General features: G+C 69.2%; 20 protein-coding genes and 2 pseudogenes. 15 read left to right on the top strand and 7 right to left on the bottom strand.

Going from position 1 to position 19,239, the window contains the following annotated elements; genetic code table 11:
* Nucleotides 1–28 precede the first annotated feature (28 nt).
* Nucleotides 29–523, top strand: a complete 495-nt coding sequence (locus HDA39_RS05900; protein ID WP_184794224.1) for a GNAT family N-acetyltransferase — start codon at nucleotides 29–31, stop codon at nucleotides 521–523.
* Nucleotides 524–568: 45 nt separating this feature from the next.
* Here HDA39_RS05900 and HDA39_RS05905 read toward each other — a convergent pair whose 3' ends face one another.
* The 4 genes from HDA39_RS05905 to HDA39_RS05920 all read right to left on the bottom strand — a co-directional run bounded on the left by HDA39_RS05905 (nucleotide 569) and on the right by HDA39_RS05920 (nucleotide 5,545).
* Nucleotides 569–871 carry a hypothetical protein gene (locus tag HDA39_RS05905; protein ID WP_184794225.1) on the bottom strand — a complete coding sequence of 101 codons (303 nt, stop codon included), beginning with the start codon at nucleotides 869–871 and terminating at the stop codon, nucleotides 569–571.
* A 119-nt stretch (nucleotides 872–990) separates the two neighbouring features.
* A complete protein-coding gene (locus HDA39_RS05910; RefSeq protein WP_184794226.1) occupies nucleotides 991–2,154 on the bottom strand; it encodes an acyl-CoA dehydrogenase family protein in 1,164 nt (387 codons plus the stop codon).
* A 93-nt stretch (nucleotides 2,155–2,247) separates the two neighbouring features.
* Entirely contained in the window at nucleotides 2,248–2,826 is a 579-nt protein-coding gene (locus HDA39_RS05915; protein ID WP_184794227.1) for a DUF1707 SHOCT-like domain-containing protein, read from the bottom strand.
* A 43-nt stretch (nucleotides 2,827–2,869) separates the two neighbouring features.
* Entirely contained in the window at nucleotides 2,870–5,545 is a 2,676-nt protein-coding gene (locus HDA39_RS05920; protein WP_184794228.1) for an ATP-binding protein, read from the bottom strand.
* A gap of 132 nt (nucleotides 5,546–5,677) precedes the next feature.
* Between HDA39_RS05920 and HDA39_RS05925 the strand changes: the two genes are divergently transcribed.
* The 5 genes and pseudogenes from HDA39_RS05925 to HDA39_RS05945 form a co-directional block, all read left to right on the top strand.
* Entirely contained in the window at nucleotides 5,678–6,109 is a 432-nt protein-coding gene (locus HDA39_RS05925) for a hypothetical protein (RefSeq protein WP_184794229.1), read from the top strand.
* 66 nt (nucleotides 6,110–6,175) lie between these two features.
* Nucleotides 6,176–7,402 (top strand): 1-deoxy-D-xylulose-5-phosphate reductoisomerase, encoded by a 1,227-nt coding sequence (gene dxr / locus HDA39_RS05930; protein WP_184794230.1) that lies wholly within the window; start codon nucleotides 6,176–6,178, stop codon nucleotides 7,400–7,402.
* Entirely contained in the window at nucleotides 7,399–8,709 is a 1,311-nt protein-coding gene (locus tag HDA39_RS05935) for a M50 family metallopeptidase (RefSeq protein WP_184794231.1), read from the top strand. The genes dxr and HDA39_RS05935 overlap by 4 nt, the downstream gene beginning before the upstream one ends.
* A 24-nt stretch (nucleotides 8,710–8,733) precedes the next feature.
* Nucleotides 8,734–9,885, top strand: a complete 1,152-nt coding sequence (ispG, locus tag HDA39_RS05940) for a flavodoxin-dependent (E)-4-hydroxy-3-methylbut-2-enyl-diphosphate synthase (protein ID WP_184794232.1) — start codon at nucleotides 8,734–8,736, stop codon at nucleotides 9,883–9,885.
* 124 nt (nucleotides 9,886–10,009) lie between these two features.
* A pseudogene (locus HDA39_RS05945) lies at nucleotides 10,010–10,222 on the top strand (leucine zipper domain-containing protein); the annotation flags it as partial.
* A 42-nt stretch (nucleotides 10,223–10,264) separates the two neighbouring features.
* Here the strand turns inward: HDA39_RS05945 and HDA39_RS05950 are convergent.
* A protein-coding gene (locus HDA39_RS05950) for an IS3 family transposase (protein ID WP_184805606.1) occupies nucleotides 10,265–11,463 on the bottom strand; the annotation gives its coding sequence in 2 pieces (ribosomal slippage) (nucleotides 10,265–11,199 and nucleotides 11,199–11,463; 1,200 coding nt in all).
* A gap of 71 nt (nucleotides 11,464–11,534) precedes the next feature.
* Here HDA39_RS05950 and HDA39_RS05955 point away from each other — a divergent pair.
* Both HDA39_RS05955 and HDA39_RS05960 read left to right on the top strand, forming a co-directional pair.
* Nucleotides 11,535–12,317, top strand: a pseudogene (locus tag HDA39_RS05955) (IS481 family transposase); the annotation flags it as partial.
* A 106-nt stretch (nucleotides 12,318–12,423) separates the two neighbouring features.
* A complete protein-coding gene (locus HDA39_RS05960) occupies nucleotides 12,424–12,978 on the top strand; it encodes a nucleosidase (RefSeq protein ID WP_184794234.1) in 555 nt (184 codons plus the stop codon).
* On the opposite strand, the gene HDA39_RS43625 is transcribed toward HDA39_RS05960, so the two are convergent.
* Nucleotides 12,975–14,066, bottom strand: a complete 1,092-nt coding sequence (locus HDA39_RS43625) for a helix-turn-helix domain-containing protein (protein WP_184794235.1) — start codon at nucleotides 14,064–14,066, stop codon at nucleotides 12,975–12,977. The two genes, HDA39_RS05960 and HDA39_RS43625, sit on opposite strands and share 4 nt — an antisense overlap.
* 70 nt (nucleotides 14,067–14,136) lie before the next feature.
* On the opposite strand from HDA39_RS43625, the gene HDA39_RS05970 reads away from it, so the two are divergent.
* Nucleotides 14,137–15,348, top strand: a complete 1,212-nt coding sequence (locus HDA39_RS05970) for an MFS transporter (protein WP_184794236.1) — start codon at nucleotides 14,137–14,139, stop codon at nucleotides 15,346–15,348.
* Here HDA39_RS05970 and HDA39_RS05975 read toward each other — a convergent pair.
* Nucleotides 15,269–15,799, bottom strand: coding sequence for an NUDIX domain-containing protein (locus HDA39_RS05975; protein ID WP_184794237.1), 531 nt, complete (start codon nucleotides 15,797–15,799; stop codon nucleotides 15,269–15,271). The two genes, HDA39_RS05970 and HDA39_RS05975, sit on opposite strands and share 80 nt — an antisense overlap.
* Nucleotides 15,800–15,908: 109 nt before the next feature.
* Here HDA39_RS05975 and HDA39_RS05980 point away from each other — a divergent pair, with 109 nt between their 5' ends.
* The 6 genes from HDA39_RS05980 (at nucleotide 15,909) to HDA39_RS06005 (ending at nucleotide 19,221) form a co-directional block, all read left to right on the top strand.
* On the top strand, nucleotides 15,909–16,292 hold the full coding sequence (locus HDA39_RS05980) for a MerR family transcriptional regulator (protein ID WP_184794238.1): 384 nt from the start codon (nucleotides 15,909–15,911) through the stop codon (nucleotides 16,290–16,292).
* The gene (gene trxA / locus HDA39_RS05985) at nucleotides 16,273–16,608 is read left to right on the top strand and encodes a thioredoxin (RefSeq protein ID WP_184794239.1); all 336 of its coding nucleotides are present in this window, start codon (nucleotides 16,273–16,275) and stop codon (nucleotides 16,606–16,608) included. The genes HDA39_RS05980 and trxA overlap by 20 nt, the downstream gene beginning before the upstream one ends.
* A gap of 79 nt (nucleotides 16,609–16,687) precedes the next feature.
* A complete protein-coding gene (locus tag HDA39_RS05990) occupies nucleotides 16,688–16,849 on the top strand; it encodes a ribbon-helix-helix domain-containing protein (protein ID WP_184794240.1) in 162 nt (53 codons plus the stop codon).
* A complete protein-coding gene (locus HDA39_RS05995; protein ID WP_184794241.1) occupies nucleotides 16,846–17,490 on the top strand; it encodes a VOC family protein in 645 nt (214 codons plus the stop codon). The genes HDA39_RS05990 and HDA39_RS05995 overlap by 4 nt, the downstream gene beginning before the upstream one ends.
* On the top strand, nucleotides 17,487–17,963 hold the full coding sequence (locus HDA39_RS06000) for a GNAT family N-acetyltransferase (protein WP_184794242.1): 477 nt from the start codon (nucleotides 17,487–17,489) through the stop codon (nucleotides 17,961–17,963). Before HDA39_RS05995 ends, HDA39_RS06000 begins: the two co-directional genes overlap by 4 nt.
* Nucleotides 17,953–19,221 carry an MFS transporter gene (locus HDA39_RS06005; RefSeq protein WP_184794243.1) on the top strand — a complete coding sequence of 423 codons (1,269 nt, stop codon included), beginning with the start codon at nucleotides 17,953–17,955 and terminating at the stop codon, nucleotides 19,219–19,221. The genes HDA39_RS06000 and HDA39_RS06005 overlap by 11 nt, the downstream gene beginning before the upstream one ends.
* The last annotated feature ends 18 nt before the right edge of the window (nucleotides 19,222–19,239 follow it).

Consider the following 19,239-nt stretch of genomic DNA (forward strand, 5'->3'; position numbering starts at 1 on the left):
GGGCTGCGGCGTTGGCTACGGTCGTGGCGTGCTCGAGATCAGACCCGCAACGCGCCAGGACGTCGAACGGCTGCTCGACGTCGCCGCTTCGCCTGCTCGGCGGGCGCACCTGGAGAGCCGGTGGGTCGAGCAGGAGCAGGATGATGCGGTGTTCCTGCTGGCCCACGACGAGGGCGGGATCGTCGGGCAGACCAGCCTGCTGCGGACGTCGAAGTACGCCGAGGTCGCGGCGGCTCACGATGTGGCGGAGATCAACGGGCTGCACGCCTTCGTCCAGGGCGCAGGCGTCGGATCGGCGCTGATCGCGGCGTCCGAGGAGCTTGCCCGCGCCTGGCGACGAGACGCGATCGGGCTCGGGGTCGGGCTGGAGAACCCGGGTGCCGCGCGGCTGTACGCGCGGCTCGGGTACCAGCCCACGCAGTTTCGGGTGATCGACGAGTGGACCGAGGTGGATGCCGACGGCACCGTTCTCGTCACCCACCGGGATCCCTGCGACTACCTGCTGAAACCGCTGCCTCGGTAGTTGCCGTACACGAGCTGAACCAGACGTCCCCGGTACGCCGAACGATCAGCGGTGCTCGGTCGGGCGCTCCTTGTACTCGCTCGGGGTCACGTCGATCTCGTGCTCGAGCGGGTAAGCGTGCGGGTCGGTGCGGTACTGCTCCTCGACGCGGGGTTTGATGATCGCCGCGTCGTCGTGCTCGGGGTGGTTGCGGTTCGCGACCCGGTACGACAGCCACATCCCGGCGAGGCCGGCCAGCATGATGATGACGCCGACCACGGTGAAGTTGATCGGGCCCGAGGTGTCGCGGACCGCGAACGCGATGATCGCGCCAGCCGTGACCAAGGTGATTCCGACGCCGATGCGCATCCTGTGCCTCCGTCTCCCGGCCGCGCGCGGCCGATCACTTGGGCGGGGGATGAGGGTGACGTTGCGTTGCCTCTGCTCACTCCTGGTACCCATCTGGTCCAGTTGCCATGCACCGCCCGTCAGCGGAAGGCCGACTGCCCGGTCAGCGCCTGGCCGATCACGAGCTGGTGCACCTCGGACGTGCCCTCGTAGGTGAGCACGGACTCGAGGTTGTTGGCGTGCCGCAGCACCGGGTACTCCCCGCTGATCCCGTTCGCGGCCAGGATCGTGCGGCACTCGCGGGCGATCGCGATCGCCTCGCGGACGTTGTTGAGCTTACCGACGCTGACCTGCTCGGGCCGCAACGTGCCCTTCTCCTTCAGCCGGCCGAGGTGCACCGCGAGCAGGACGCCCTTGTTCAGCTCGACGGCCATGTCGGCCAGTTTCGCCTGCGTCAACTGGTACCCAGACAGCGGTTTGTCGAACACCTGCCGCTCACCGGCGTACGAGACGGCCGTCTCGAGACAGTCCCGGGCGGCGCCCATCGCGCCGAAGATGATCCCGAACCGCGCCTCGTTGAGGCAGCCGAGCGGACCCGACAGCCCGCGCGCCTCCGGCAGCATCGCCGACGCCGGCAGCCGGACGTCGGTCAGGATCAGCTCGGACGTCACCGAGGCGCGCAGCGACAGCTTGCGGGTGATCTCGGGCGCGGAGAATCCCGGCGTGTCCGTCGGTACGGCGAAGCCGCGCACCCCGTCGTCGGTCCGGGCCCAGACCACCGCGACGTCGGCCACCGAACCGTTGGTGATCCACATCTTCGACCCGTTCAGGATCCAGTCGTCGCTGTCGCGTCGCGCGTTGGTCCGCATCCCGCCCGGGTTGGAGCCGAAGTCCGGCTCGGTCAGCCCGAAGCAGCCGATCGCCTCACCGGCCGCCATCCGCGGCAGCCACTCGGTCTTCTGCTCCTCGCTGCCGTACTTCCAGATCGCGTACATCGCCAGCGAGCCCTGCACCGACACCAGCGAGCGCATCCCCGAGTCGGCCGCCTCGATCTCCAGGCAGGCCAGCCCGTACGCGACAGGTCCCAGCCCGGCGCACCCGTACCCGGTGAGGTGCATGCCGAGCAGCCCGAGCGCGCCGAGCTCCTTGGCCAGGTCGCGCGCGGGGATCGTCGCCGACTCGAACCACTCGGGCAGCGACGGCCGGAGGCGCTCGTCGGCGAACCGGCGGGTGGTCGCCCGGATGGCGAGCTCTTCCTCGGTGAGCAGCGAGTCGACGTCGACGAGATCCAGGGAAACGGTCATGCCGTCAAACTATCCGCAACCCGCGCCGGTCGTCCCTGCGGCGAACCCCACAGCTGGTTGTGGATTGCCTCACCTCTCAGGCTGGAGAACGCCTCACTTGCTGTAGAACGGCCACCACCAGTACCGCTTGCGCGGATGCCGTACGACGATGCTGCCGTGCTTGGCCTGCCCGGTCACGTGCAACCGGACACCGCCGGAGCGCGGCGCGGTGGCCTTGTTCACGGCGGTGCCGTGGACGACCTCGACCTCGTCCAGGTCGATGCTCCAGCCCACTGGCACGACCATCACCACGGAGCTGTGCTTGGCCTGGGCGTGCACGTGCACCTCCGACCATCGGACCAACGCGTCGGTGAAGTCCAGTTTGACGGACGCGTGCTCCGCCACCGCGATCACCCGCTCCGGCACCTGCCAAGGGCCTTCGCGCTTCTGCGCGCTGTGTTTGGCCCGGATGGTCAGTTCGGCCGCGTTGCTGCCGTGCGTCGCCGGCGCCAGGTCGGCCGTCGCCGTCCGCAGCTGCACCTCGGTCTTGGCCGAGTAGATCTGGCTCAGCCGCTCGTCGAGCTCCTCGAAATCGAGCCGTCCGTCACTGTGCGCTTCCTGCACCAGCGAGGCGGCGCGTTCGCGGTCGTGGTCGGAGGCCCGGCGCTCAGGTGGCGGCTGCTGCAGACTCATAAGTCCAAAGGTAGCGCCGCGCAGGGCGTCGGCCCTCGAGGGATCAGGAAGGGCCGACGAGATCGGGCCGGTCCCGCAGCTGGCGGCGCGACGAGATGCCGAGCTTGCGGTAGATGTTGCCGAGGTGGGTGTCGACGGTCCGCGGGCTGATGAACAGGCGCGCGGCCACCTCGTTCGAGGTCGCGCCGGTGCTGACCAGGCGAGCGATGTGCAGCTCTTGCGGAGTGAGTTCGTCGTACGTGTGGCCAGTCCGCCGGCGCGCCCGCTCCCCAGTGGCGCGAAGCTCCCCCGCGGCGCGCTGGGCGAAGGCCTCGAGTCCCGCGCCGCTCAGCAGTTCGTACGCCGTGGCCAGGTGCTCGCGGCAGTCCTTCCGGCGGCCCTCGCGCCGCAGCCATTCGCCGTACAGGAGGTGGGCACGGGCACGGTAGGGGAGGGCCGGACTGCCTTCCAGGCGGTCGATCGCTTCGCGGTAGTGCTCCTCGACTCCTGTCACCAGCCCGCGCGCGTACGCCGCAATGCCGAGGCCGACGGCGGTCCCACTCGCCCCGGTACGGGCAGTCAACTCCTCCAGGGCGGTGGCCGCTTCGGCAGCCTCGCCGCAGCGGACGGCTGCCTCCACCAGTTCGGGGAGCGCGAAGCCGGCCAGGCCGATCTCGTCCTGCGAGGTAGCGAGTCGCGCCGCGACCAGGGCGGCCGGATAGTCCGCCAGGCCGTTGTTCAGTACGGCGGCCGCCCAGTGCAGGTTGGCGCTCAGCTCCTCGCTGGCCGCGGCTGCCTCGAACAGCTCGGTCGCCTCTTCCCGGCGCCCGCGCATCGCGGCCAGGTGCAGCCGGTGGTAGACCAGCCGCGGAGCACCGATCGCGTCGGCGATCGCTTCCTCCTCGGCGATCGCGGTCGTCGCCCGGACCAGGTCGCCGGTCAGCGCCGAGTTGGATGCCAGCTGGGCCAGGCCGAGGCGCAGGACGAGCGGCGAACCCGAAGCACGCCCGGTCTTCATCAGCCAGGTCACCAGCGCCGCATGGGTGTCGAGGTCCCACAGTTCGGCGGCGAGCACCGCCGTCAGCCCGGGCCGGTCGGTCCACAGCGGCCCGGCGACGTCCTCGAGGATCTTCCGGATCAGCGGTACGGCGGCCGCATGCCCGTCGGTGGTCAGCACGGTCAGCGCGTCCAGGATGTCCGGGGAACGCCGACCCGTCGAAGCGGCCTCCGCAGCCTCCAGAACTCTGCCCATCACCCCCTGGGCACGACCGACCGCCAGGCTCATCTCCAGCGCGTCCAGGAAGCACCGGCGGGACTGCTCGGGGTCCTGCGTCGCCAGGCGTTGGCCGGCCCGGATGACGAACATCGGCCCGTCACCGCCGTCGCGACGGGCGAAGGCGATCTGGCCGCGCAGGAGATCGAGTCGTGGCTCGTGGGCCGCCGAGTTCCCGACCGTGGCGAGCAGGTCCGCGGCCGCGTCCGGGACTCCCGCGTCGAGCTTGGCCTGTACGGCGGCCAGCGTGCGCTCGATGCGCTTGGCCGGGTCCAGCGACAGCGCTGCCGACCGCTCGATCAGGTCGGCCGCGGCGATGACTCCGCCGCGCGACAGGGCGCGAGCCGCGGCCTGCTCCAGCTCGGTGGCGACCTCCTCGTCGGGGCCGGCGCCGGCCCGGGCGCGGTGCCAGGCGTGCCGGTCCGGGTCTGTCGCCGGGTCCGTGACGTCGGCCAGGACCCGATGGGCTGTCCGGCGCTGGGTGTCGTCGGCGGCCAGATAGACCGCCGACCGTGCCAACGGGTGGCAGAACCGTACCCGCGTCGCGAACTCGGCCAGACCCGAGACGGTCGCCGTCGTACTGGCCGCGGGGACGTCGATGCCGAGGCGTTGAGCGGCCGGCCACAGGAGCGCGGGGTCGCCGGTCGGATCGGCGCTCGCGATGGTCAGCAGCAACCGCGCGCCGGCGGGCAGATCGGCCAGCCTGGCCTGGAAGCTCCGCTCGATCCGGCTCGGGACCGACGACGTGTCCGGTACGGCGAACCCGTCGGTCCGGGGGAGTTGGAGCAGGGCCAGCGGGTTGCCGCGCGCCTCGGCCAGCAGCCGGTCGCGGACCTGGTCGTCGAGCGTGATCCGGCTGTTCGCCGCCAGCAAGGACCGCGCCTGGGCGTCGTCCAGGCCACCGAGCTCGATCCCCGGCAGCGTGTCCAGCTCGTCCGGCGTACCGGGTGTGCGGGCGGCGATCAGCACGGCCACGGAGTCGTCGGGGATCCGCCGGGCGACGAAGGTCAGCACCTTGAGCGACGCCGGATCGAGCCAGTGCGCGTCGTCGACCAGGCACAGCAGGGGGCTCTCATGGGCCGCGACCGCCAGGAGTTCCAACGTGGCGAGACCGACCCGGAAGAAGTCCGGTTGACCGATCGCGATCCCGAACGCCACCTGCAGGACGTCGCGGTGCTGGGCCGGAAGCTCGCCCAGACCTTCGGGCGAGAGCAACGGCCGGCACAGCTGGTGCAGCGCGGCGTACGGCAGTTCGGACTCGAACTCCGACCCCGCGGTCCGGATCACCCGGAAGCCCGGCGCGGTCTGCCGGGCGTGCTCCAGCAACGCGCTCTTGCCGATCCCCGCCTCGCCCCTCAGGACGAGTGCGCCGCCGCGGCTCTGTGCCGCGGCGCCGATCAGCTCCTTGATCGACCCGATCTGCTCTTGCCGGCCGGTGAGCGGAGCCGGGGCCGGCGACGGGAGCATGCGCCCACGGTACCGATGTACGTAGTTTCCACCGAGGCGATGGCAGGGCCCACCGGGCGAAGGTGGTGGCACGTCTCGACGAGGCGCCGAAAACCTCACCGCACCGGTCGGTGCACAACGAAAGGCAGTGCCATGTCAGTCGCCACTCCCGCCCCCTGGGCGGACCGGATCGGACGCACCCTGCTGGCCTTCGACGCGGTCGCCACGGTCGGCGCCTTCGCCTACGGAATCGGTCGTGTCCTCGAAGCCTCCGACGCGACGGTCCAGATGGAGTTCTGGGTGACGACCGCCTACCTGGTCTTCGCCGGGCTGTGGGCCCTGCTCGCCTGGCGGCCGCGGCAGTTCCGCGGCCTCTGGGAGCTGGTGCTGGCGCAGAAGATCGCCGTGACCGTGTTCGCCTTCGTGCTGATCGACACCGACGGCGCCAGCCGGAACGCCGTCAGCGACACGATCATGGTGGTGACCACGCTCGCGGCGTACTTCCTGTGCCGGGGCTGGCTGACCTGGCGCCGCTCCGGCACCGCCGAGGTGGCCGAGGGACAACTGGCCGACGCCACCCGGTGACGGGTTGTCCACAGGACGGCGTACGGCGAATCGCTGGCGGCGGGCCCGACCTGAAACAATGGCCGGGTGAATCCGCGAACCGTCGTCATTCTCGGCTCGACCGGCTCCATCGGCACTCAGGCCCTGGAGCTGATCGGGCGTAACCGAGACCGGTTCCGGGTGTGCGCGCTGTCGGCGGGTGGGGGCAACGTCGACCTGCTGGCGCGGCAGGCGCTGGAGTTCGAGGTCGACGTGGTGGCGGTCGCCAAGGCGACGGTGGCGCAGGATCTGCAGCTCGCGTTCTACGCCGAGGCGCAGCGCAAGGGGTACGCGCAGGGCGAGTTCCGGATCCCGAAGATCCTGACCGGGCCGGACGCGTCCAGCGAGCTCGCCGCCCTGCCGTGCGACGTCGTGCTGAACGGGATCACCGGTTCGCTCGGGCTGCGGCCGACGCTGGCCGCGCTCGACGCGGGCAACACGCTTGCCCTGGCCAACAAGGAGTCGCTGGTCATCGGCGGTCCGCTGGTCACCCGGCGGGTCAAGCCGGGGCAGATCGTGCCGGTCGATTCCGAGCACAGCGCGATCGCCCAGTGCCTGCGCGGCGGCAGTGGCGACGAGGTACGCCGGTTGGTGCTCACCGCGAGCGGCGGGCCGTTCCTCGGCAAGGCCCGGTCCGAGCTGGCCGAGGTGACCGTCGAGCAGGCGCTGGCGCACCCGAACTTCGCGATGGGCCCGGTCGTCACGATCAACTCCGCCACCCTGGTCAACAAGGGCCTCGAGCTGATCGAGGCGCACCTGCTCTTCGGCGTACCGATCGACCGGGTCGACGTCGTCGTGCACCCGCAGCAGGCGGTGCACTCGATGGTCGAGTTCACCGACGGCGCCACGATCGCCCAGGTCGGCCTGCCGACGATGACGGTCCCGATCGCGCTCGGCCTCGGCTGGCCCGACCGGATACCGGACGCATCGCCGCCATGGGACTTCGCCACGGCGAGCAGCTGGGAGTTCCTGCCGCTCGACGGTGAGGCGTTCCCCTCGGTCCAGCTGGCCCGCGAGGCCGGGACCCGGGGCGGTACCGCCCCGGCGGTGTTCAACGCGGCGAACGAGGTCTGCGTGCAGGCGTTCCGGGACGGCCGGCTGCCGTTCCTGGCGATCGTCGACACCGTCGCCCGGGTGGTGACCGAGCACGACGTACCCTCGTACGAGGAACTGTCCATCGACGACGTGCTCGCCGCGGACGCCTGGGCGCGGACCCGGGCTCGCGAGCTGACCGTCGGCGGCAACGACAACGGCCAGGAGACCACACAGGCATGACCGCTCTACTGACCCTCATCGGCGTGGTTCTGTTCGTCGTGGGCATTCTCGTCTCGGTCGGCCTGCATGAGGTCGGTCACATGGTCCCGGCCAAGTTGTTCGGGATGAAGGTGACGCAGTTCTTCGTCGGCTTCGGCCGGACGATCTGGTCGGTCAAGCGCGGCGAGACCGAGTACGGGATCAAGGCGATCCCGGCCGGCGGGTTCGTCCGGATCATCGGCATGATGCCGCCGGCCAAGGGCCAGGACCCGACCAAGGTCCGCAAGGCCAACACCGGGCCGATCCAGTCGATGGTCGAGAACGCGCGCTCCGCGGAGTACGAGACGATCGAGGCCAGCGACGACGGGCGGCTGTTCTACCAGAAGGTGTGGTGGAAGAAGCTGATCGTGATGGCGTCGGGCCCGCTGGTCAACGTCGTGATCGCGTTCGTCCTGTTCGGCGGCCTGTTCATGCTGTACGGCGCGAACGTCGCGCAGACCACGGTCGCGACCGTGACCGACTGTGTGATCCCGGCCTCCCAGGCCTCGGCCGACCGCAAGTGCCAGGACGGCGACCAGAAGTCGCCGGCCAAGGTGGCGGGCTTCCAGGTCGGCGACAAGATCGTCGCCTTCAACGGGACGGCGATCGACAGCTGGGACCAGTTGACCCCGCTGATCCGCGCCAACACCGACAAGCCGGCCACGATCGTCGTCGAGCGCGACGGGGCCCGGACCGAGCTGACCACCAGCACGATCATCAACCAGGTCCGCGACGACGTGAACTCCGACAAGTTCGTCCAGGTCGGCTTCCTCGGCGTCTCGCCGGAGCAGAAGGTCGAGCGGCAGGACTTCGGCTTCGTGGTCGACAAGATGGGCGAGCTGACGGTGGCCACCGTCAAGGCGCTCGGCAACTTCCCCGAGAAGCTGGTCGGGGTGGCCAAGTCGATCGTCGGCGGCGACCGCGACCAGGACAGCCCGATGAGCGTCGTCGGCGCCAGCCGGGTGGCCGGCGAGGTCGCGGCCAACCAGGACCTGACCGGCGGCGCGCGGATCGCGTTCCTGATCTCGCTGCTCGCCTCGCTGAACCTGTTCCTGGCCCTGTTCAACTTCATCCCGCTGCTGCCGCTGGACGGCGGGCACATGCTCGGCGCGATCTGGGAGGGCGTCAAGCGCGGCTTCGCGAAGCTGCTCGGCCGGCCCGACCCGGGCTACGTCGACGTCGCCAAGCTGCTGCCGATCGCCTACGTCGCGGCCAGCGTGATCGTGGTGATGGGCGTGCTGCTCGTCATCGCCGACATCGTCAACCCGATCCGGCTCTTCAACGGATAACCCTTCTCAACGGTTAAAGGACACATGAGCATCTCCCTGGGCATGCCCGCGCTGCCTCCGCCGACCCTCGCCCCCCGCCGCAAGACCCGCCAGATCAAGGTGGGCAAGGTGCTGGTCGGTGGCGACGCGCCGGTGTCGGTGCAGTCGATGACGACGACCCTGACGTCGGACGTCAACACCACGCTGCAGCAGATCGCGGAACTGACCGCGGCCGGCTGCGACATCGTCCGGGTCGCCTGCCCCTCGCAGGACGACGCCGAGGCCCTGCCGGAGATCGCCAAGCACTCGCAGCTCCCGGTGATCGCCGACATCCACTTCCAGCCCAAGTACGTGTTCGCGGCGATCGAGGCCGGCTGCGCGGCGGTCCGGGTCAACCCGGGCAACATCCGCAAGTTCGACGACCAGGTCAAGGAGATCGCCAAGGCCGCCAAGGACCACGGCACCTCGATCCGGATCGGCGTGAACGCCGGCTCGCTGGACCCGCGGCTGCTGGAGAAGTACGGCAAGGCCACGCCGGAGGCGCTGGTCGAGTCCGCGGTCTGGGAGGCCTCGCTGTTCGAGGAGCACGACTTCCACGACTTCAAGATCTCGGTCAAGCACAACGACCCGGTCGTGATGGTGAAGGCCTACGAGCTGCTGTCCGAGCGCGGCGACTGGCCGCTGCACCTCGGCGTCACCGAGGCCGGCCCGGCGTTCCAGGGCACGATCAAGTCGTCGGTCGCCTTCGGCGCGCTGCTGTCCAAGGGGATCGGTGACACGATCCGCGTCTCGCTGTCCGCGCCGCCGGTCGAGGAGGTCAAGGTCGGCCTGCAGATCCTGCAGTCGCTGAACCTGCGCGAGCGCAAGCTCGAGATCGTCTCCTGCCCGTCCTGCGGGCGCGCCCAGGTCGACGTGTACACGCTGGCCGAGCAGGTCACCGCCGGGCTCGAGGGCATGGAGGTGCCGCTGCGGGTTGCCGTGATGGGCTGCGTGGTGAACGGTCCGGGCGAGGCGCGTGAGGCCGACCTCGGTGTTGCCTCCGGCAACGGCAAGGGCCAGATCTTCGTCAAGGGCGAGGTGATCAAGACCGTTCCCGAGTCGCAGATCGTCGAGACCCTGATCGAGGAAGCGCTGCGGATCGCCGAGGAGATGGGCGAGTCCGTCGACGGCGGCGAGCCGACGGTCACCGTCGGCTAGTTGTACTGCCCAGGCAGGTTGGTTGAAGTTTTGTGATGACACGTTGTGAATGTGATTGATGGGTGAAGGCCTCCCGGCGTGAAGTGGAGATGTCGAGTAACCGCTTCACGGCCAGGAGGCCTTCGTGTCCCACGCTAACGCTGCATTGACCCCTCGCGCGCGCCTGCGGCTGGCGCGTCTGGTTGTGGATGAGGGCTGGTCGGTTTCGATGGCCGCCAAGATGTTCCAGGTGTCGTGGCCGACCGCGAACCGCTGGTCCAGCCGCTATGCCGCCGCGGGTCCGACCGCGATGTCCGACCGGTCATCGCGACCGCATCACAGTCCGGCCAAGACACCATGAGGTGCCACGCGTTTTCCGGACAGCCTTTTAACGGTTAGTTCACGCTGCAGACTGTAATTCGAGGTAATCTTCGTGGACTTGCTGCGGGGTCTTGTAGCCGAGCCCCGAGTGGCGACGTTTGGTATTGTAGCGTAATTCGATGTATCGGGCAATATCGCGGCGTGCTTGTTCCCGGGTCGGGTATTCGGTGCGGTGGGTGCGTTCGTTCTTCAGTGCTCCGAAGAACGATTCCGCCATCGCATTGTCGTAGCAGATGCCAGTCCGGCCGACTGATTGACGAATGTTGTTATTCTTCAATGTCTCGGCGAACTGGGCGGATGTGTAATTACTTCCCCGGTCGGAGTGGAAGATCGCGCCGTCGGAGAGCTCCTGATTCCGGGCAGCCATTTCGATGGCTGCTTCGATGAGTGGGGTCTTGTAGTTGTCGCCCATCGCCCACCCGATCACGGCTTTGGTGTGGCAATCGATCACAGTCGCCAGATACAACCAGCCTTCCCAAGTCGATACATAGGTGATGTCACCGACCATCTTGACGCCGGGCCCGTCGGCGGTGAAGTCTCGCGCGACCAGGTCAGGGATCGGGCCGGCCTGGCCGTCCTGCTCAGTCAGGCTGTGCCGCCACGGCCGCGGCTGGCACGGCTCCAGGCCCAGTTCCCGCATGAGTTTGCGCACCAACTCCAGCCCGCAGCCGACGCCCCACGCGATCAGGTCAGCATGCACGCGCCGGTATCCGTAGGTCTCGTCGGACTCCTCGAATGACTTGGCGATGATCAACTTGAGTTCGCCTTGGCGCTTCACGGTCGCCGACGCCGGCCGGCTGCGCCAATCGTTGAAACTGGATCGCTTCACCCCGAGCCATCGGCACATCTTCACAATCGACGGCGCGTCTTCGTTCTTCCCGGTCAGACTGTCTGCATATTCCGCGTCGATGAACTCGAACTTGTCGCTCAACGATGATCCTTGGCGAAGTATGCTGCGGCTTTTTTCAGGAACTCGTTCTCCATCCGGAGTTCCCGCGTCTCCCGCTCCAACTCGCGGAGCCTGGCACGCTCATTCACACTGAGTGCCGGTTCCTCGCCGGCATGGTCACGCTTATAGGCGCTCACCCAGTTACTGAGGGTTCCCGGGTTGATGCCCAACTCCCTGGCAACCTGAGCGACAGGACGTGAAGTCTCGATCACCGACTTCACGGCTTCCTCCCGATACTCAGGAGTGAAATTCTTTTTCGGACGCGGCAACATCTTCCCTTTCCAGACAACCCAATCTTAGTTGGGTCACTGTCCGGAAGGTTCGTGGCGCCTCACCACCGGCGTCTGTGCGACAGATCGTGCGGTTGCGGTGGCGTATGCGGCTCGGCCCTGTCCAGATCGCCGGCCGACTGGCCATGGCATCCTCGACCGTTCACGCCGTACTGGTGCGCTGCCGGATCAACCGGTTACGCCACATCGACCGCGTCACCGGCGAGCCGATCCGCCGCTACGAACACCCGCACCCGGGCGCGATGCTGCACGTCGATGTCACCAAGTTCGGTCAGATCCCCGACGGCGGCGGCCACCGCTACCTCGGCCGAGCCCAAGGCAAGAAGAACGGCCTCACAACAGCTCACCGCACCGGACAACGCGGACACAACCACCGTGCGCTGGTCGGAGTAGCTCACATCCACACCGTCATCGACGACCACTCCCGCGTCGCCTACGCCGAAATCCACACCGACGAAAAAGCCGCCACCGCGATCGGCGTACTGCACCGAGCCGTCGCCTGGTTCGCCGCCCGCGGCATCACTACCGAACGAGTCCTGTCCGACAACGGCTCGGCCTACCGATCCCGCGCCTGGAACGACGCCTGCACCGAACTCGGCATCACACCCAAGAAAACCCGGCCCTACCGACCCCAGACCAACGGCAAGATCGAACGCTTCCACCGCACCCTCGCCGACGGCTGGGCCTACAACCGCTTCTACACCAGCAACCAAGAACGCAACTCAGCCCTCGCACCCTGGCTCCACTACTACAATCACCACCGACTCCACACCGCCATCGGAAACCAACCACCCATCAGCCGGTTAACCAACCTGCCTGGGCAGTACAGCTAGTCCGTACGCCGGCCGCGCGGCCGAGGAGTCAGAACGCTGGTGGTGAAGGTGCCACGGTCCCGTCCGTGGCACCTTCGCGTTGCCCGGCGCCGGTACTCTTCGGGGCGTGACTCGGTATCTGGTGGTCAGCGCGATCGCGGGCGAGGCGAAGTACGTGCCCGAAGGGATTCCGGTCGTGCTGACCGGTGTCGGCAAGACGGCGGCCGCGGTCGCCACCGCGAAGGCGCTCGCGGCGACGGACGCCACCGATCTCGTCGTCCTCAACGTCGGTACGACGGGCGCCCTGCGCGACGGGCTGGCCGGGCTGTACCTGCCCAGCGAGGTGATCAACCACGACGTCAACGCCGACGCGGTCCGGGCGATCGGGCTGGACCCGAAGGAGTCGCTGGCGATCGAGGGCGGCGACGGGACGGTGCTGGCCTCCGGCGATGTGTTCGTCACCGATCCAGTGGTGCGGAGCCGGCTGGCCGAGCGGGCTCACCTGGTCGACATGGAGGCGTACGGCGTGGTGTTCGCCTGCCGGGAGTTCGGCGTACCGGTGCGGTTGGTGAAGTACGTGTCGGACTCAGCCGACGACAGCGCGCTGGACTGGCCTGCGCAGGTCGATGCTGCTGCCAAGGTCCTGGCGGAGTGGGTGCGGCAGGAGACCGGGATCGCCTAGCCCGGCTGGCCCGTGCTGATGTCTCGGCCTGTGGTGGTCTGCCAGTAGAGGACCTGGCGGCCGGAGCGGCGGCGGTGGAGCAGGCCCGCGTCGGACAGGACGCGGAGGTGGTCGGCGACGCTGGCGAGCGAGAGGCCTGTGGTTGCGACGAGCGACGTCGTACTGACCGGGGCGGCGGCTTCGACGAGGATTCGGGCACGGTTGCGGCCGAGGAGGCGGACCAGCGGTTCGGCGAGTGGCTGGACGGCGGCGAAGATCCCGCTGACCGGGTAGTTGATCGCGAACTGGTCGGGCAGGCGCCAGGTCACGCTGGAGCGCAGGCCGTGGGTGGCGATGAACATCAGGTCGTGCCCACGGACGTCGGTCGGCGGGAAGTTCGTGCGGTTGACCTGAAGGCGGCCGTCGCCGAGCCAGCGGATGTCCGGACCGAGGCCCTGCAGGACGCCGGACCAGCCGCGCGCGCTCAGGCTCGACGTCCGGGAGACGATGTCGGCCTGGAGGACGCGGTAGCGCCGGGGCCAGTCGGGTTCGATCGTCGTCGTCCAGATCCAGCGCAGGAGGCCGGCCACTTCGGCCGCAAGGTTATTGCCTTCGGCAACCAAGCGGGGGAGCAGACTTGGGCCGTCGGGCGGGGGGACGTCCGGTGCTGGTCGGCTCGTGTCGGTGGTGCCTGAATCTGCGGGTGGGCGGGCATCGTGATCGACAGGTACGCGGGCGTTGCGGATGGTGCCGGCGAAGGAGGACTCGTCGGGGGAGCGGGTGACCAGCAGGTCGGCGCGGATGTGGGCGTCGGTGGTGGCGGCGAGTGGGGCGATCTCCTCCTCGAAGGTGAGGTCGGGCGCGAGTGGCGGGACCGTGAGGAAGTCGGCGGTCCAGCGAGGTCCGAACGACGCCTCGATGACGGCGGCGCCCAACGGGTGAGCGGCCAGCTCGGCCTCCCAACCGGGTAGATGCAAGTCGCGCCAAGCCCGGTACCGGGGCTGGGACGGCTGCCGGAGCATCTTCAGCGCCGACACCGTCTCGGTCAGCTGGGAGGTGCCGAAGCGCGCGTTCACCAGTACGTCGGCGTCGACGAGGAACTCGGACACGACCCTCCTGAGGTTTCGGCTCCAGGCGAAACTGTAGGCCGGAACCCGTCGCACCGCGAGGGTTGAACGCATGAGCACCTACCGCGAGATCTTCCGCCGCTCCGAGTTCCGCAGCCTGTGGCTGAGCAGCGCGCTGAGCAACGCGTCGTCGACGATGACGAGCCTGACCCTGGCCATCGTGGTGAACAACCAGACCGGGTCGGCGTTGCTGACCGCGTTCGTCATGTTCGGCCCGTCGCTGGCGCAGGTGGTCGGCGCGTCCACGCTGATGTCCGCTGCCGACACCGCCCGCCCGCGGCGGATCCTGGTCCTGCTCGCCATGCTCTCGACGGCAGCCGTCGCGGCCCAGGCGGCGTTCGAGCTCTCGTCGGCCGCCCGGGTGATCCTCACCCTGGCCGTCGCGTACGGCCTGAGCATCGGCGCCGGCGTCCGCTGGGGACTGCTGAACGAGGTCGTCGCGCCCGACCAGTTCGTGCTCGGCCGCTCGGCGATGAACCTCTCCGTCGGCGCCATGCAGATCGCCGGCTTCGGCGCGGCCGGGCTGCTGCTCCAGGTCTTCAACCCCAACCAGGTCTTCTGGCTGGCAACTGCCTTCGCCGCACTGGCCATCCCGGTCCTCCGCTTCGGCCTGCAGGACCGCGCGCCGCGCAGGGTCGCCCGGACGAGCCTCCGCGAGACCTGGCGCGGCAACCGCGCCCTGCTGCAGCGGCCGAGCACTCGCCCGCTCCTGCTCGCCCTGTGCATCCCCAACGGGCTGATCGTCGGCTGCGAGGCCCTCTTCGTCCCGTACGCCGGTGCGGGTGCCGGCCTGCTCCTGGCGGCAGGTGCCGCCGGCATGATGACCGGCGACCTGGTGGTCGGCCGCTTCCTCAACCGAACCTCTCGGCGCAAGGTGAGCGCGTACCTGCGCTTCCTGCTCGCCGCACCGTTCCTGGGCTTCGCCTTCCACCTGCCGCTCGGCGTACTGGCTGCGCTCGTCGCTGTGGCCTGCACCGGGTACGGCGCCTCGCTCGCTCAGCAGGAGCTGCTCACCGATGCGACTCCCGTCGAGCTCCGCGGTCAGGTGCTGGGCCTGGAGTCCGCCCTGCGCATGACGACGTTCGGCGTCACCGCAGTGATCGCCGGTGCGACAGCGGACCTCGTCGGCCCGGCCACAGCGATGACGGGCCTCGCCGTACTGTCCCTGCTGGCTTCGGCGGCGCTCACCCGGCCGCTGGCGCGGGTGGCCCGGCAGTCAGCAGATGCTCCAGCACCTTTGTCTCCCGCACCAGCCACCGCATGACGCCGACGCCTCGCTCCCGCACGGCACGGTTGGCCCGCAGCGCGTCGGCCACGGTGATCCAGCGAGGCGTCAGCTCGAGCTCGGCCTCGTAGCCCTCCAGCTGCTGCTCGGCGAAACCCGACGCAGGAGACGAGCAGAAGAAGTAGTGCGAGGTCATCTTGAACACCCGGTACTCCGGCTCGTTCGGCCGCAGGTACTCGATCGTGCTGCCGCACGACAACCCGACCTCGACACCGGCCAGCCCGCACTCCTCGACGTACTCCCGCTGCAACGCCGCCGCCTGATCCTCGCCGGCCTCGACCCCGCCGCCAGGGAACTTGTAATCACCGTGGCGCGACCCGAGCATCAGCAGCTCGTCCCCGCGAAACAGCGCACCCCGCACGGCGGTGCGCTGCAGCGTCCGGCCCGTCAGGTCCAGATCCGGATCGTGCCGAAAGCTCCCGAGCATCATGCGCACCATTCTCGGGCCTCGGCGAGAGCCTGCTGCCAGAGGCTGCGGCGACCGTAGGCTTGACCTTGACCCCAGGGGCAGGGTTTAGCGTCGGTGACGAGGAGGCGGGATGCAGATCGGGGACCTGGCGGCCGAGGCCGGTGTGACGGTCAAGGCGGTGCGGTACTACGAGGCGCAGGGACTGCTGAAGCCCGAGCGGGAGCCGAACGGCTACCGCCGGTACAGCGCGGAGGACGTCGTGATTGTCCGCGAGGTGAAGGCGTTGCTGAGTCTCGGGCTGACCGCGGAGCAGACCTACCCGTTCATCGAGTGCCTGCGGGCCGGCAACGACCGGGCCGACGTGTGCCCGGCGTCGCTGTCGGCGTACCGGTTGCGGATCGCGGAGGTGGATCGGCGGATCGCCGAGCTGACCGACCTGCGCGGCAAGCTCACCGGCCTTCTCGCCGATGCCGAGAACTGGAGAAGGAGACCGCATGACCCTGCAGGTTGTTGACCAAGGCAACTTCGACGAGCTGGTCCTGCACGCCGGCAAGCCCGTCCTGGTGGATTTCTGGGCGCAGTGGTGCCCGCCGTGCCACCAGATCGTGCCGGTGCTGGAGCAGATCGCCGTCGAGCGGGCCGACCGGCTGAGCGTGGTCAAGCTCAACGCCGACGAGAACCCGGAGATCCCCGCCCGCTACCGGGTGATGGCGATGCCGACCCTGATGCTGTTCCACCACGGCGAGCTGATCTGGTCCGTCGTCGGCGCCCGCCCGAAGGCCTGGCTCCTGAAGAACCTCGACGACGCACTGCTCACCACGGCCGTCTGACCCCTGGGGCCCGCGGCAGGTCCTCCGCCTGTCGCGGGCCCACTGGTGCGCGGTCGAATAGCTTGCTAGCATCCTATCCATGCCTGAAGATGCCAAGAAGGCGCAGTTCAACGTCTACCTGCCGCCCGAGCTGATTCGCCGGGTCAAGCACAAGGCGATCGACGAGAGCGCCAGCCTGTCCGCGCTGGTCGAGCAGGCGCTGGCGGAGTACCTGGACAACCATGGGGAGGCGCGAGGATGAACGACGTGGTGATTCGGCCGTTGCGGTTCACGGCGGACGTCGGGGCGATGCGGGGGTTCCTGGAGACGCTCGGTCTGGCGCCGCGGATCCTAGGGAGGCACGGTAGCTGGGTGGACCTGGTGGCGGGCGACGGCATGGTCGCGCTGCACGACGCGGAGTCGTCGTCGACCGGCGGCAAGCACGGTGACACCCGGCTGTCGTTCGAGACCCACGGCATCGATCGGCTGAAGGAACGATTGGTTGCCGCGGGCCACGAGGACGCGACGACCTGGGACGAGGCGTACGGCCGGGTCCTGTCGGTTACCGCGCCCGGCGGGCTGGTGATCTGGATCGACGAGCGCTCCGAGGATCTGTACGGCTACAAGCTCCACCAGACCCCGCCGGATCCCCGGCTGACGGTCAGTCCACATCTCTCCGGTGCTGTCGAGGATTGGAAGCCGTTCCTGGAGTTCCTCGGAGTGCGGCAGCCCGTCACCTTCGACCAGGCCGGCGACTTCGCCGTACGGCTCGAGCTTCGCACCACTGAGCCGTTGGCCGACGTGACCGACCGCCTGCAAGCAGCCGGGTACACCGCCGAGCTGGTTCAGGGCACGATCGAGATCACCGACCCCGACGGCCAGCCGGTCCGGGTGCACGCATGATCGCCGTCCGCCCGGCGACCCTCGACGACGTCGACGCCGTCCGCGAGGTGGGGCTGAAGACCTGGCCGGTCGCGTACGACGGCCTCGCGTCGCCCGAGTTCGTCACCGACGGCCTGGCCGCCTGGTGGTCGCGCGAAGCGGTCGAGCGGGGGATCGCGCGAGGCATCACACTGGTTGCGGAAGGTCCCGCGGGGGAGATCGTCGGGATGACCGGGCTCGGGCAGGAGGAAGGCTTCTGGGTGATGTGGAAGCTCTACGTGCTGCCCGATCACCAGGGGAGCGGTGTCGGCAAGGCGCTGCTCGACGCTGCGATCGCAGCGCTGCCGCCGGGGACGAGCGAGCTGCTGCTCGACGTACTGGTAGGCAACGAGAAGGCGATCGGCTTCTACCGCCGCAACGGCTTCGGCCCGGCGGCACGGACGCCGTCCCGCGATCTCGGCGACGAGTTGATGTGGATGAGTCGTGCCCTCTGACGATCCGGTGACGGCTACAGCCCGGCTGCGCGACGACCCGGACTTCCGGCGCTACTGGCTCGGCCGGGTTCTCTCGACGGCCGGGTCGATGGTGACGGCGATCGCGCTGCCGGTGCTTGTCTACCGGTTGAGCGGATCGCCGTTGCTGACCGCCTTGGTGACCGCGCTCGAGGCCGCGCCGTACTTGCTGGCGGGGTTGTTCGCGGGCGCACTGGCCGATCGATGGAACCGCCAGCGCGTCATGGTGGCGGCGGATCTGGTCAACGCCGGGCTGATCAGTTCCGTGCCGATCGCTTACTGGCTTGGTGGATTGACCGTCGCGCAGGTGCTGGTGGTCGCGTTCCTCGTCCAAGGTGTCGCCACCTTCTTCGACGGCGCCAACTTCGGCGCCCTGCCGGTCCTCGTCGGGCGCGCTCAAGTCGCGCAGGCGAACGCGGCCGTGTGGTCCGCGTCCAGCCTGGTCGAGCTGCTCGTCCCGGCGCTGGCCGGCCTCGCGCTCGCGGTGATCAACCCGGCGACCCTGCTCGCGCTCGACGCGTTGAGCTTCGCCGCGTCGGCATTGGCGATCCGCGGCATCATCCGCGCGATGTCGGAGCAACGGGCCGGACGTGCGCCGATGCGGCCGCGGGTGGTGTTCGCCGACATCGCGGAGGGCGTGCGGTACCTGGTCCGGCACCCCGGCGTCCGCACGATGACGATCATCGGCAGCATCCAGTCCTTCGCCGGCGGTGGCTTCATGGCGCTGATGGTGGTCTGGACCGATCGTGTCCTGCACATCGGTACGTCGGGCCTGCGCTTCGGTCTCGTGTACGGCGCCTGGGGGATCGGTGCGCTCGCGGCGGCGTCCGGTCTGCCGCGGCTGCTGCGCCGGATGCAACCCGCCGGGATCACGTTGTACGCGCTGCCGGCCTCGGCCGCGCTCGGGGTGGTGACCCCGTTGATGCCGACCTGGCCGCTGGCCGCGATCGCCTTGCTGGTCTGGGGTTCGGCGTACGTGCTGGTGATCGTCAACTCGATCTCGTACCGCCAGCAGGTCACGCCCGAGCACCTGCTCGGCCGCGTCAACACCGCCGGCCGGATGCTGTCGTGGGGAGTCGGCTGGACGCTCGGCTCGGTCGCCGGTGGTCTGCTCGGCAGCCACCTCGGCGTGCGCACCGGGATGCTGGTGCTCGGCGCCTTCGCCTTCACCGGCGTCCTGGTCGCGTGGACCTCGCCCCTGCGGCAGTTGGCATCCAGAGCCGACCCGGTGCAAGCCTGAACCGACCCGCTACGCGCC

Source organism: Kribbella italica (genome assembly GCF_014205135.1).
GTDB lineage: Bacteria > Actinomycetota > Actinomycetes > Propionibacteriales > Kribbellaceae > Kribbella > Kribbella italica.

Coding starts and splice junctions, on each gene's coding strand:
- HDA39_RS05910 (WP_184794226.1), bottom strand. CDS start 2,154: ATGACCGTTTCCCTGGATCTCGTCGACGTCGACTCGCTGCTCACCGAG.
- HDA39_RS05980 (WP_184794238.1), top strand. CDS start 15,909: ATGCAGATCGGGGACCTGGCGGCCGAGGCCGGTGTGACGGTCAAGGCG.
- HDA39_RS05920 (WP_184794228.1), bottom strand. CDS start 5,545: ATGCTCCCGTCGCCGGCCCCGGCTCCGCTCACCGGCCGGCAAGAGCAG.
- HDA39_RS05905 (WP_184794225.1), bottom strand. CDS start 871: ATGCGCATCGGCGTCGGAATCACCTTGGTCACGGCTGGCGCGATCATC.
- ispG (WP_184794232.1), top strand. CDS start 8,734: ATGAGCATCTCCCTGGGCATGCCCGCGCTGCCTCCGCCGACCCTCGCC.
- HDA39_RS05935 (WP_184794231.1), top strand. CDS start 7,399: ATGACCGCTCTACTGACCCTCATCGGCGTGGTTCTGTTCGTCGTGGGC.
- HDA39_RS05925 (WP_184794229.1), top strand. CDS start 5,678: ATGTCAGTCGCCACTCCCGCCCCCTGGGCGGACCGGATCGGACGCACC.
- HDA39_RS05915 (WP_184794227.1), bottom strand. CDS start 2,826: ATGAGTCTGCAGCAGCCGCCACCTGAGCGCCGGGCCTCCGACCACGAC.
- HDA39_RS05975 (WP_184794237.1), bottom strand. CDS start 15,799: ATGATGCTCGGGAGCTTTCGGCACGATCCGGATCTGGACCTGACGGGC.
- HDA39_RS05990 (WP_184794240.1), top strand. CDS start 16,688: ATGCCTGAAGATGCCAAGAAGGCGCAGTTCAACGTCTACCTGCCGCCC.
- trxA (WP_184794239.1), top strand. CDS start 16,273: ATGACCCTGCAGGTTGTTGACCAAGGCAACTTCGACGAGCTGGTCCTG.
- HDA39_RS06000 (WP_184794242.1), top strand. CDS start 17,487: ATGATCGCCGTCCGCCCGGCGACCCTCGACGACGTCGACGCCGTCCGC.
- HDA39_RS05970 (WP_184794236.1), top strand. CDS start 14,137: ATGAGCACCTACCGCGAGATCTTCCGCCGCTCCGAGTTCCGCAGCCTG.
- HDA39_RS05995 (WP_184794241.1), top strand. CDS start 16,846: ATGAACGACGTGGTGATTCGGCCGTTGCGGTTCACGGCGGACGTCGGG.